The sequence below is a fragment of the Vibrio agarivorans genome (assembly GCF_030409635.1).
In the GTDB taxonomy this organism is placed as follows: Bacteria; Pseudomonadota; Gammaproteobacteria; order Enterobacterales; family Vibrionaceae; genus Vibrio; species Vibrio agarivorans.
On record NZ_JAUFQF010000001.1, the window covers coordinates 743,638 to 756,239 of the forward strand.

Below are 12,602 nucleotides of genomic sequence, written 5' to 3' on the forward strand. Positions count from 1 at the left end.
AGATATTGAGGAGATGAATGGCCAGTTGAAATCTTAGTTTTCAGTTTACCACTAGAGACAATTAAAACAAACTGGCGTAAAAAGATAAGCCTTTTGGAACTATTGAGCATAAGCTCGGTCTATTACAGTTCGTTATAGCGAGATTTTATCATGAACCAGTTACATAAACCGATTGAAGAACTTTTAGCTAACGTTTCTAATCAAGACAAAGGACGCCTAAGCTTAAAGGACCTTCTTGATGCTGAAGCCAAATATCTGCGCACAATCGAGCGATTCTTAAACTATCGTTTTCCACAAAGCAGTGTGACGTTCTCTGCTAGCGATATCGATAGAGATCGAATGATCAGTATTGGGTTAGTGAACTCAAACAGTGAAGAAACGACTTCGGTTCGCCAACGTATATCAGAACAACTAATTCAAGAAGCCTCGCAAGGGCTGAAAGAAAGTATCGACACTTTGAAAAGTCATATTGACGCGCTGTGTAAGAGTGCAACGCTGAAAGGTATATGTGTCTCTTAAAACCCCCTCCCCAAAAATATCGCTATAAAAGTATTTCTATCGCTTCTTTAGCAACAGGGAAAACTGAGACAACTAACAACAATGACATTGCAACATTAAAGCGCTTTCGACTTTCAGTAGTGGTGAGCGCACTTTGGAGCATCGAGCCAAACAACAACCAAACGGCGACACAAGGGAATGACACGACAAAAAATGTCCCTGCTATCGTCATAACCTGTGATAGGAAGTTCTCTGAACCACTAGTAAAGGCCGCAATTGCCCCTGTTGCGACGATCCACGCTTTCGCGTTCACCCATTGAAATAGCGCGCCCTTGATAAATGATAAAGGTTTGCCCTTTTCATCCTGCTCAACACCTTGCTGAGAATGGGCAATTAACCAAGCTAGATACAATAGATACGCAACGCCAACGCACTTGATGATCAAATGTAAACTTGGAAACTGTTCAAACAGCGTTGAAAAGCCTAAGCCGACGAGCAATAGCATCAGAGTGAAACCAATACAGATCCCAGTTAGGAGCGGTAGTGTACGCTTGGCGCCAAAGTTGGCCCCTGATGTCATCACCATTATATTGTTGGGCCCCGGCGTAATGCTTGCTGATATGGCAAAAAGTATAATTGAGAAAAAGTGTTCCATATCAGTATCCTTACCTATCTAGTGCACTGATTCAATGGGCTAATGTTTGTGGATTGTTCACTTGCGAGCTCTCGATCCCATCGACAAAAGAAACCGACCTGGCACCGATACTTTCGTGGTTGTTCTGATACCACGACTTCAATGAAAGCAAGTCTGCTGACAGGTTCACTTCAAGTTTGGGTGTAGAGCAAATATAGTGTCTCCAACCGGTACGCATACTTAGCAAGTTCTTTAGACAATACTGCATAATCTTGGTAAACATCTGCGACTCTTTTTCCGAAGAGACATTCATCTTCAAAGGCCAGTACAAATGCCCGCCAATTACGGCTTTATCTGAACCAAATGCAAGAATGTTCTGCTCTTGACTGTCAAGTGTGATGCTCGGTAGACACTCATAAACCTTGCCGTCACTCTCTAGTCGAATTCTCTGCTTGGTTACTTCAATTTTCACTAATGGCATAGATTAATCCTTCCTTTACTTGGCCGATACTCAGGCCATTGCCATCTCACCTTTGTATGCCTTCAATCAACTCAATAAGCAACTAAACACACAAAGTACAACTAAGGTAGCATAACAATGCATAACTACAGAAATATTAATAGCATCACAGCAAGTCAATTTTAGACTCAGGCTTCACACGCCCGACAAAACCATCAACTATTTGACGGTGATATTCTTTTCTTTTGTGCTTAACTCACTATATTATCAGTGTTAGTGCTATCAATAGCTCGATGATATTTGCAGGATGCATAACTCATGAAGACAATCGAACAGCAACTTTCTCGCCTTGATTTGAACCTTCTGGTGTCACTGAGTGTTTTGATCAAAGAAAAAAACGTTACGCGCGCTGCGCAGGTCCTTTACCTATCGCAACCCGCGATGAGTCGCACACTGGGGCGACTGCGTGCGCTGTTTGATGACCCACTGTTTTATCGCGAGTCTAGTGGCCTTGTACCAACGCAAAAGGCATTAGAACTGCAAGCACCGTTAGAGGAGCTGCTTCGAGCTATGCAGCATCTCATTACTAGCACCTCCTTTGACCCAGCGACGACAGAGCACGCCTTCGCAATCTCATTACCTCCACTAATGAGCCAGTTCATGTTAGCGCCACTTGCCAAAGCCTTTGTTTCTGAGGCGCCAAACGGCAGTTTAGTCGAGTTCCCGGCCCAACGAGACCCGATGAAACAGCTCGCTGATCGTGATGTCGACTTTACAATTCACATCGAAAAACCAAGCGTATCTAGTGACTTCTTATGCGAAAAAATTACCTCAACCTACCCTTTGTTTTATGTCGCGCCAAATCACCCGCTAGCCAGCAAGAAAAAAGTCAGTCTAAATAATTGCCTCACCTACCCTTTTGTTGATTTTTCACTCAACATTCAATCCCACACCGTGCTTGAAAACCCGATTGATAACTACCTTAACGAAGAGGGACTTGAGCGTAATGTGGTATTTAAAAGTGGTCATCTACTCACGCTGGTAGATGTGATGCAAAGCTCTGATACTATCCTAGTTTCATCGCATAAATTGGCAACGGTCGAAGAGTTAAACCAGAAATTAGTACCTGTTTTAGCCCTCAACAATGACAAACGTCTCCGCTTTGATATTTATTTAATCGAGCATAAAAGGACAATGGAAAGTGCCCCCCATCAGTGGTTAAAGCAACTGATTTTCAACACACTTACCACCAGAGAGGGTGATGATCGAGTTAATGCGAGAAACGCTTGGCAATCGCCACTGGCACCCCAGCGTTGCACGAATTCAGTCAAATAATGATACTCACATCTATCACTGTTTTGACACGAGTATCCAGTTTTATCACAGTCAGCCCAGCTCAGGGTTATGGTTTCCATTAGAGCTTTTAGACCAACCTAGCCGCTCAAACGCCGATCAGCAATGGCAAGCAAATAAGCTGGAGAATGAAATCAGTGGTGGCAGTATCAGCCAAATTTTCAGCGCATTGCGACCTTACGTGTTAGAACTGGATTTTAGCTTAGATAGAGCCGCAGACATTGCGAACATTAAGAAACGAACACTGCAGCGTCGTCTTAATCAACATGGTCTGACTTTCAGAAGTTTGCGCGACAATCTCATTGCAGATATTGCGCTAGAGCAGTTACAAAATGGAAGCAGTGTATCGCATGTGGCCATGAACCTCGGCTATGCCAGCATTTCACAATTTTCACGCGCATTTAAGCGTATTACGGGGATTGCGCCCTCGAAGGTGACGTCAGCATATTGATCAAAAAAGGAGTGCTCACTGAGCACTCCTCTATTCATTCACAACACGTCACTTCTTATAAAGCGTAGTTATAGCTTCATCGTTTGATTATTTGACATAGCAGCGAGTGCCGCGTCAGCAAGTGTCAATGCAATCTCTCCATCAATACCAGTACAACAAGGCTTCTCGCCATTCAATACATCAACAAAATGTTGCCACTCAGCCACATACGCCTGCTGATAACGCTCAAGGAAGAAGTATTGCGGTGTTGCCTGAGTTTGTCCGGCTTGAGCACTGATGCTGACCAAGTTTTCCGTAGCATTAGCCACTTGGAGCATACCTTTTTCACCATGTACTTCAATTCGCTGATCATAACCATAGCCAGAGCGACGACTGTTATGAATGGTTGCCATTGCGCCTGAAGGGAAATGCAACACCACGACACTGGTATCAATGTCGCCTGCTTTTCCAATCTCTGGGTCAACCATGCAACTGCCATGTGCTGTGACAGACACCGGCTCTTCACCGAGTATAAATCGAGCCATATCTAAATCATGAATTGTCATGTCTCTGAACATGCCACCGGAAGTTTTTGAGTACTTAGCCGGTGGTGGCGACGGATCACGCGAGGTAATAATCACACTTGCCGTTGTCCCTATCGCCCCCTCAGTTAACGCCTTCTTAAGCGCGTTAAATTGTGGATCAAAACGGCGATTAAAGCCTAACAGAAACGGGACCTTATGCTGCTCTACTACGCCAAGGCAGTCACGCACACGGCTTAAATCAAGATCGATCGGCTTCTCACAAAAGATGGCTTTTCCTGCCCGTGCTGCCATTTCAATGTAATCGGCATGAGTGTCTGTCGCAGAGCAAATGGCGACTGCATCCACTTTAGAATCATTAAACGCCTCTTCGACAGTTTGGCGAATAACACCGGGGTATTGCTCACAAAACTGCTCTGCAAACACATCGTAAGACTCGACAAGTGAATACAAACAAGTATTGGGGTGACTAGCAATGTTAGTCGCATGCACTTGACCAATACGGCCAGCACCAAACAGTGCAATATTAAACATGGGAGACTCCTTAAAGAGAGTACTTAAGGCGTTACTCACTACAGTTTGTCAGCAGTGATAACGCCCTAAGGGGAGGTGAGAGATCAGTAATCAGTGTCTAAAAGAGACGCTTCATACCAGCAAGCATATCGCTGGCGATATCGTGATAATCCCCTTCCCATAACTGGTCATTGAGGTACTCGCCTGAATAGAAGCCTTCATAGCCAGTCTGACGGATTGCATCTACCCACTCTTTTAACGGAATATCACCCTGGCCGATGATGTGACCGCGTAACTCTCTTTCATCAGGCCACGCTTCCAATTCAGCAGGTCGCCCACCATCGGAAATGTGGACGTTGTAGATAAGTGACGGATCAATCGCGGCCATTTGCTCTAACGTTGCGCCTCGACATGCCCACAAATGCCAAGTATCAAGAACGAAACCGAAGTTGTCGCGCCCAACCGCATCGTGTAAACGATAGTAATCTTCCAGTTTGGCAATAGGCGTCCAAGCCGCTCCTTCATACTGGAAGCGAATGCCGTAATTTTTACCGATATCGGCAATTTGACGAATGTTCTGTGCCGTGAGCTCAATATTCTGTTGCTTAGTTAAGCCATTGAGCCCCTCAAATGCGTTCAACTGTATCGTCGGGGCACCGATCTCTTTGGCAAAGCGACACAATATTTCCGTATCTGAGAACAGCTTGGCTTTACGCTCTTTATCCGTCACCTCTATCGCCCCAATAATATCAATAGCTGTCGGTTCAATACCAAACTCATCCATTCTCAATTTCAGCTGAGATGCGGTAAGACCAGCGTTAATATAACGCCACAGTTTTTCAGTGTGAATTTCAAGACCTTGATAACCAGTCTCTTTTGCTAGACGTACATCAGAAAGAATATTGCTGTGCAGTGAGCACATTCCGTGGAGTGCGAAACGCATGGGGATAACCTCTTTGTTTACCCTCTCTACATTCAAACATTAATAAGGTGAATTAATTATTTAAATGTATTGTCGGGCTTAATTGTACAAATTAAAGCCGAACGAATCCGCAGTACTATTTTCAAATAGCCCTGGCTAACTGATTAATTGGGAAAGTCATTGGCAACACTATTGCTAACAACTCGATGTCTAACCCTACTGGTTTCGTTCAGATACGGTTTACTTTACTTCTTGGCAAATAAGACTAACGGCTAGAGTTTGCGCCAGATACATTGAAGCACTTAAAGAGCGGAAGCCCATTAACTCACCCTCTTCAACCTCAAAGCACACTTCCATCTTACTGCCGTGTGGAGTCATCTGATTATCGGTGATACAAACAATAGGGACATTCTTTTTGCAGGCATCATCAATCAGCTCACTCGTCTCTTGAGCGTAGGGTGCATAGGTAATGGCAAATAGCACATCATCTTCATTCATACGTCTCGTCAAAGGCGATAACATACCACCATGATCATCGAGAAGAACCACATCTTTATCTGATTTCATCAATGCGTACCACAGATAAAAAGCGACTGGGTAAGCACGACGTGTGCCTTGGATATAGATGGTCTTTGCTTTATCCATGATGCTCACTGCACGCTCTAGTTTCTGCGGAGAAACTGACAGCTGAAGTTGCTCTAAAGCTTCAATATTGGCGTGGCCAAAGTCTTGGAAGATCGCCTGTGGTGCATCTTGAGGCACATCTTCCATCTCACGAGCCTTGCGAACTCGCTCTTTGTAATCTCTTGGCCTATTAAGATACTGCTCACGGAACAGGGCCTGCATGGAAGAGAATCCATCAAAGCCCATAGCGTTGGAGAAACGGCTTAATGTGGACAGCGGCACATTCGCTTGATTTGCAATGGTCGCCATCGTTTCTACCGCCACCAACATAGGTTGCTCAGTAACGAAATTGGCGACTTGTTGTAGACGACTACTTAATCCATCGTAGCGCTTAGAAATTAACTCTTTTAGAGTGTCTAAGTCTTGCGGTGCACCCACTTCTAAATCCATCATTTAAACTGCTCTCCTTTATATTACCGAATGCAGCGAATAAATAAACTGTCCCCAATCAAAGCGTTGGGGACTTTATTTTAAAATAGCAGTTCGAAATTACGAATTGCTTCTTGTTTTACATGTGGCATGGCCTTGCGCATGAAGTAGATACGATCAAACTTGTCCGTCTCTTCATTCATATAATCGCGTAAGTTATGACCTAATGCCTGACGCAAACAGGTACCAATATTGAACTTAGATACGCGGCTTAACTTCAACTTAGCAATATCTTCATCCTTGATACCACTTGTGCCGTGAATCACCAAAGGCGTAGACACTTCATTGGCAATACGATCAAGACGACCAAAATCAATTGTACTTGTAGGCTCTGTTAATCGATGTACGTTCCCGACTGAGATTGCGACACCATCAACACCCGTTTCTTGTGCAAAGCGAGCGGCATCTTCTGGCTCAGTAAATATGGACTTGATATGGTCACGCCCTTCTTCATACGGCACTGATCCGATCTCACCTTCGACTGATGCCCCTAACGCGTGCGCAACTTCAACCACTTTACGTGTACGAGCAATATTCTCGTCAAGGGTAAGCTGTGAGCCATCGAACATCACTGAGCTAAAACCTGCTTTTAGCGCGCGATAGACGACTTCCTCTTCATAGGTATGGTCGAGGTGTAAGCAAACAGGTACAGACGCGTTATTCGCTAGGTTTAAGAACATCGCAGCCGCGGTTTCCACACCATAAAAATCTGCAACATCCTTGTTGCAAGCGAGGATAACCGGTTTGTTTACTTCCTCTGCAGCTTCTACGACTGCTCGGGCATCTTCGTAACCAAACACATTGAAACACGGTACAGCGTAATTTGACCTAGCGGCTTGAGGCAGCAACTCTTTTAATGAAACTAGCATAGCAATCCCCTATTTAAACTTAGCAATCATGTCTTTGATGCCAGGGATCGTTTCGACTTGGTATTCATGGTGCGGGTCGAAATGCTGAATCAAAGATTTCTCTGTTTTGCCGACAATAATAGTGAAGTAGTACATCTCGTAGCCTGGTGCCGCAACGCTTGGGTGATAACCTTTATCAATGGCAATCACTGAACCTGTTTTGACATGGTAAACCGGACCTAAATCATCTTCATGTTCATACAAGAACTGCGCACCGAAGCCAAACTCAGGATTGAAGCGGAACTGATACACCTCTTCATATAAGGTTTCTTTGCTGCCATCTTCTTTGATGCGGTTTTCATCGTGCTTATGTGGCGGGAAGCCAGACCAACCGCCAGCACCAACAGTAAACAGCTCACTCACCAATAAACGACCGCGCTTCTCAGAGTTTGACTGACCAAGAACATGCTTGATCTTACGGTGCGTTTTGGTGTCATCAGAGCCATACTGCACAATATCAACGGTGTCTTCGCGCACACAGAAAGGTTCTAACGAAGCTTCGAACTTACCGCCGGCAATCATGATGTCAGCGTTATCACTGACACAAGAAATCTCCGCTGTGTATCCGAGTGGAACGTAAACTGCTTCAGGATTACCATCCCATACTGACTTACGCTTACCGATGTTGTCGAATGTTTCGCTTGTGCCATCTTTTGAGACAGTGATACAACAGGTTCCACCTGCAAGAACGATCACGGTTTCGTATCCTTCAACACTGTGGTCAAATTTTTCGTTTTGTTTTAAGAAGACTTGGTTGAAATAGCACAATGGCGTGACTTCGTCATTTGCGCCAACGATAGCTTCATTCTTGTTGTCAAAAGGTGGAATATGTTTACCCATTTTTGTTTTCCTCACTAGAGCCTTAAACTAAGGCTGCAAATCCTTCACTAACCTGCTTGGTATAAAAAACCGGGCCACGATGGTGTGTAAATCATTATCAGTTCCCCTCAAACGATATACCGGCCCGGGAGACATAAGATTGAGGCGTCAGTGCCGGACACACTGACTGACCTCTTAACTTCTCGTCTCAATAAAGTCGAATAACTGCTCTTTGGTTGGCATCGCTTCAGTACAGCTGTCACCACTCACATTGATTGCGGCTGCGGCTGTGCCGTTACGTACACCCTCTTCAAGCGAACCACCTGTTGTTAACGTCCAAACAAGCCCTCCAGCAAATGAATCACCTGACCCAAATGGCTTATTCGCTTCTACGCGGAAGATACCTTGCTCAAACCTGTGACCATCACGGCAGTAAACTTTTGAGCCAAACTCGCCCGCTTTGATGACGACAATCTGCGTGTTCTCACACAGGAAGCGCTCTGCTGTTTGATCATCATCGGTATTGCCCGGAGCCAGTACTGTTTCCATCATGTCGAACTCTTCGCGGTTACCAATCACGATGTCGGATAAGCCTGCTGCAATGCCGTAGTAGATAGAGGCATCGGTATCCGTACGCCATGAGTAAGGGCGGTAGTCAACATCCAATACAACCAATGTATTGCTGCGACGAGCGTGTTGCATCGCAATCAAGGTTGCTTCACGACTTGGGCTTTCCGAAAGCGCGGTACCGGTGACTACCAGCACTTTTGATTTCGCGATGTACTCAGGGTCAATCTCTTCTGGTTGGATGGTTAAATCAGACGCATTGTTGCGGTAGATGATCACCGTGCAGTCTTTTGGCTTCATCTCTGTAAACGCAACCGATGTGCGAGAGCCAGAACCATCCGATTTCATGCCATCAAGGTTAATACCCTGCCCTGACATATACTGCTTAACGTAGTCACCAAACGAGTCTTCAGCGACACAACCGATGAAACCAACGTTACCACCTAGCTTGCTTACCGCGACTGCGATGTTAGCAGCAGATCCACCGACAAACTTGTTAAAGCCAGAGATGTCTGCCATGTCCGTTTTTGACTCACGAGCGTAGAGATCTACGCCCGCACGTCCTAAAACGATGGCATCCAACGGTCTATTTTGTTGAAGTGCAATTATAGTCATCGTCTTTCCTATTACTTGTATTCAACCCAAGCCGCACCTTGATCGGCTGACTCAACACATTTCTCACATAGACGCACGCCTTCAATACCTGCATCAATGCCTGGGAACCAAATGTCCGCTAGTGCTGCTTGGTCATCTCGGTTCGCCGCATCAAACGCCATCGCAAAGCGGTGGTATAAGTTTGCCCAAGACTCGAAGTAACCTTCAGCGTGACCACCACCAACGCGGTTTGATGCAACGCCTTCCGCGTCTTGATACAGGTAACCCATGCCGCGCTCTAATACGCGAGGCGCTTCACCTTGTACTTCAAAACGAAGTTGGTTTGGATACTCATCCCACCATTCGATTGACGCTTTTGAGCCTACGATGCGGATTTTTTGTTGGTGCATAGAACCTGCGTTCACCGCAGATGCCCAAAGTGTGCCTACCGCGCCACCTTTAAATTGCAGCATGATGTGCGCGTTATCTTCTAGCGGTGCACGTGATGCAATAAAGCTCTGACGCATACACGCTAGACGGTCGATTTCTAGGCCTGTCATCACTTCACTTAGGTAGAAGGCGTGTGTACCGATATCACCAAGTACATAAGTAGGACCCGAAACTTCTGGGCTTACACGCCACTTCAAGCCTGGATCATTTTTTTCGTACTCTTCATTGTGGAAACCGTGCGCGAACTGCATGTTCACAACGCGAATCTCACCGAGATCACCACGTTTCACCATTTCACGTGCCTGCTGCACCATTGGGAAACCTGTGTAGCCATACATCACGCCAATCACTCGATTGCGCTCTGCTGCAATCACTTTTAGCTCTTCCGCTTCTTCTGTAGTGAACGTAATTGGCTTTTCACACACAACATGCAAATTCGCTTCAAGCGCTGCTTTGCAAATCTCATAGTGTGTTGAGTTTGGTGTCGCAATCGAAACCGCTTGAATACCATCTTCACGCTGCGCTTCTTGCTCAAACATCTCTTTGTAGCTTGCGTAGCAGCGGTCGCCATCAACACCTAAGTTTTCACCGAAATCGCGGCAACGCTGTGGGTCTAAATCAAACGCACCCGCAACAAGCTTGAACAAGCCATCACGCGTCGCTGCGTTGCGGTGTGAGTAACCGATTTGGCTGCCACGGCCACCACCGACCATAGCCCAGCGAATAGGTTGTTCAAAATGACGCTCTTCATTAAACATGTCAGACTCCTTGGTGGGCTCTTGCGAGCCCTATTCGTATTTGGTTTAAATCTTTAAGAAAAATCGGTTTTAGACGCCAGCACGTTGAGTCGAGCGGCCTTCTTCCCAATCCGCGACTTTCTGCGCGGTGGTGTCATTGCGAGTCACTTCAGGTAGACCCACTTCCCACCAACAATCACACTTAGACCATGCAGCAGGTGATACTGGGTCAATGTCCAATACAATCACGTAGGTACGGTCAGCTTCTTTAGCGCGTAGGAATGCGGCATCCAGTTCATCAACAGAAGTGAGTTTTTCACTGATCGCCCCTTGAGCTTCTGCGTGTTTTGCGAAGTCGACTCGTGCAACTTCACCATCTGGGCGGCGACAATCTTCTAGTAGGTTGTTAAATGATTCATTACCCGTGTTGTTCTGAAGCTTGTTGATCACCGCAAAACCGCCGTTATCACATACCACAACAATCATCTTGTGGCCGGTTAATACCGAAGAGTAGATGTCTGAGTTTTGAATCAGGTAAGAGCCATCACCTACAAGTACCACGACATCATTATCTGGATTCGCCACTTTAGCGCCCCAACCGCCCGCAATCTCGTAGCCCATGCATGAGAAACCAAACTCAACGTCAAATTTACCGATTTGGTAGTTCTGCCAGTTCATTGCCAACTCGGCAGGTAAACCACCCGCAGCGGTCAGTACGGTATCTCCTGGCTCCATTGCCTTGTTTAACTTGCCAATCACTTCGGCATAAGAAGTCAGACCCGGGAGTAACTCACCTTCTTGCGGATTAGTGCGACGGTGTACCAACGCCTTCCACTCATCAGCTTGCGCTTTCGCTGTTGCTGCCCAGTCATCGCCACTGCGGAAATCACCAAGTAGGTTAGAAAGCTCAACCAAGCCACGTTTTGCATCCGCTTTAACTGGGATTGCGCGGTGCTTAATCGCATCAAAACGCGCAGTATTGATGGTGACCAGCTTCATATTAGGGTTCTTAAATACACTCCAAGAGCCTGTTGTGAAATCTTGCAAGCGAGTGCCGATAGCAAGAACAACATCAGCGTGTGCTGCCATGTAGTTGGCTGAATCTGAACCTGTCACACCAATTGGTCCTGCGTTTAGCGGGTTGTCTTGCAGCATAGTAGCGCGACCCGCAATCGTCTCAACGACTGGAATATTGTGCTTTTTAGCGAATGCTGCTAGCTCATCAGTTGCCAATGAGTAATGCACACCACCACCAGAAATAACGAGTGGCTTCTCTGCGCTAAGTAGCGCTGCTTTTGCGTCTTCTAAATCTGCCTGCTCAGGCTCTGGGCGGCGAATACGGTGTACTTTTTCTGCAAAGAAGACTTCAGGGAAGTCGTAAGCCACGCCTTGGATATCTTGTGGTAAGCCGATAAATGCTGGGCCACATGTTTCTGGGTCTAGCATGGTATCAATTGCTTGAGGCAGTGAATGCATCAACTGTGTAGGTGAAATGATGCGGTCCCAGTAACGAGTCAATGGCTTAAATGTGTCATTACATGTAATCGATGGATCGTAAAAGTTCTCTGGCTGTTGAAGCACCGGGTCAGGCAAACGGCTGACATACGCATCACCAGCAATAAGTAACACCGGAAGACGGTTAGTATGAGCAATACCGGCTGCAGTCACCATGTTGGTTGCACCTGGGCCGATTGAGCTTGTTGCTATACCAATACGCTGGCGTCTATTAGCTTTAGCGTAAGCAATAGCCGCAGTCGCCATCGACTGCTCATTCTGCCCACGCCAAGTTGGAATTTTGTCTTCAATGTTTTTCAGTTGCTGTCCAAAACAAGTCACATTGCCGTGACCAAAGATGGCGAATGCAGCACCGAAAAGCTGCTCTTTTTTACCATCTACTTCAATCATTTGCGCTGCGAGGTATTGTGCTAATGCTTCGGCAACAGTTAAGCGTACAGTATTCATTGTCTTCCCCGGTATCATTATTATTTATTACTCATCAGCTACAGGTAATAAGGGTGTCAGTAGCTTGAGAAGTTGGGGGGACAGGCCCCCCAGTTGTGTC

13 protein-coding genes are annotated in these 12,602 nt (G+C 46.0%); 3 read left to right on the forward strand and 10 right to left on the reverse strand.

Translation table 11 applies throughout. The features are described from left to right. Nucleotides 1-150: 150 nt before the first annotated feature. Nucleotides 151-519 (forward strand): hypothetical protein, encoded by a 369-nt coding sequence (locus QWZ05_RS03155; RefSeq protein ID WP_264876448.1) that lies wholly within the window; start codon nt 151-153, stop codon nt 517-519. Nucleotides 520-541: 22 nt separating this feature from the next. On the opposite strand, the gene QWZ05_RS03160 is transcribed toward QWZ05_RS03155, so the two are convergent. Further along, nucleotides 542-1,153 carry a LysE family translocator gene (locus QWZ05_RS03160; RefSeq protein WP_290296458.1) on the reverse strand — a complete coding sequence of 204 codons (612 nt, stop codon included), beginning with the start codon at nt 1,151-1,153 and terminating at the stop codon, nt 542-544. A 31-nt stretch (nt 1,154-1,184) separates the two neighbouring features. Then, nucleotides 1,185-1,613 (reverse strand): hypothetical protein, encoded by a 429-nt coding sequence (locus tag QWZ05_RS03165; protein WP_264876450.1) that lies wholly within the window; start codon nt 1,611-1,613, stop codon nt 1,185-1,187. Between the two features lie 297 nt (nt 1,614-1,910). On the opposite strand from QWZ05_RS03165, the gene QWZ05_RS03170 reads away from it, so the two are divergent. Both QWZ05_RS03170 and QWZ05_RS03175 read left to right on the forward strand, forming a co-directional pair. After that, entirely contained in the window at nt 1,911-2,927 is a 1,017-nt protein-coding gene (locus tag QWZ05_RS03170; protein ID WP_290296461.1) for a LysR family transcriptional regulator, read from the forward strand. After that, the gene (locus QWZ05_RS03175; RefSeq protein ID WP_290296463.1) at nt 2,854-3,396 is read left to right on the forward strand and encodes a helix-turn-helix domain-containing protein; all 543 of its coding nucleotides are present in this window, start codon (nt 2,854-2,856) and stop codon (nt 3,394-3,396) included. Before QWZ05_RS03170 ends, QWZ05_RS03175 begins: the two co-directional genes overlap by 74 nt. 68 nt (nt 3,397-3,464) lie before the next feature. Here the strand turns inward: QWZ05_RS03175 and iolG are convergent, their stop codons facing one another. From iolG to iolD, 8 genes are all read right to left on the reverse strand, one after another. Beyond that, nucleotides 3,465-4,451, reverse strand: coding sequence for an inositol 2-dehydrogenase (gene iolG, locus QWZ05_RS03180; RefSeq protein ID WP_290296465.1), 987 nt, complete (start codon nt 4,449-4,451; stop codon nt 3,465-3,467). A 97-nt stretch (nt 4,452-4,548) separates the two neighbouring features. After that, nucleotides 4,549-5,373 carry a sugar phosphate isomerase/epimerase family protein gene (locus QWZ05_RS03185; protein WP_290296467.1) on the reverse strand — a complete coding sequence of 275 codons (825 nt, stop codon included), beginning with the start codon at nt 5,371-5,373 and terminating at the stop codon, nt 4,549-4,551. A gap of 219 nt (nt 5,374-5,592) precedes the next feature. Then, nucleotides 5,593-6,426 (reverse strand): MurR/RpiR family transcriptional regulator, encoded by an 834-nt coding sequence (locus QWZ05_RS03190; protein WP_307726632.1) that lies wholly within the window; start codon nt 6,424-6,426, stop codon nt 5,593-5,595. 80 nt (nt 6,427-6,506) lie between these two features. Continuing rightward, nucleotides 6,507-7,334, reverse strand: a complete 828-nt coding sequence (locus QWZ05_RS03195) for a class II fructose-bisphosphate aldolase (protein WP_290296469.1) — start codon at nt 7,332-7,334, stop codon at nt 6,507-6,509. Between the two features lie 9 nt (nt 7,335-7,343). Beyond that, the gene (locus QWZ05_RS03200) at nt 7,344-8,213 is read right to left on the reverse strand and encodes a 5-deoxy-glucuronate isomerase (protein ID WP_290296471.1); all 870 of its coding nucleotides are present in this window, start codon (nt 8,211-8,213) and stop codon (nt 7,344-7,346) included. Nucleotides 8,214-8,387: 174 nt separating this feature from the next. Beyond that, on the reverse strand, nt 8,388-9,374 hold the full coding sequence (gene iolC / locus QWZ05_RS03205) for a 5-dehydro-2-deoxygluconokinase (RefSeq protein ID WP_290296473.1): 987 nt from the start codon (nt 9,372-9,374) through the stop codon (nt 8,388-8,390). 11 nt (nt 9,375-9,385) lie between these two features. Then, nucleotides 9,386-10,561, reverse strand: coding sequence for a Gfo/Idh/MocA family protein (locus QWZ05_RS03210; protein WP_264876459.1), 1,176 nt, complete (start codon nt 10,559-10,561; stop codon nt 9,386-9,388). A 69-nt stretch (nt 10,562-10,630) separates the two neighbouring features. Then, nucleotides 10,631-12,502 (reverse strand): 3D-(3,5/4)-trihydroxycyclohexane-1,2-dione acylhydrolase (decyclizing), encoded by a 1,872-nt coding sequence (gene iolD / locus QWZ05_RS03215; protein ID WP_264876460.1) that lies wholly within the window; start codon nt 12,500-12,502, stop codon nt 10,631-10,633. Nucleotides 12,503-12,602 lie beyond the last annotated feature (100 nt).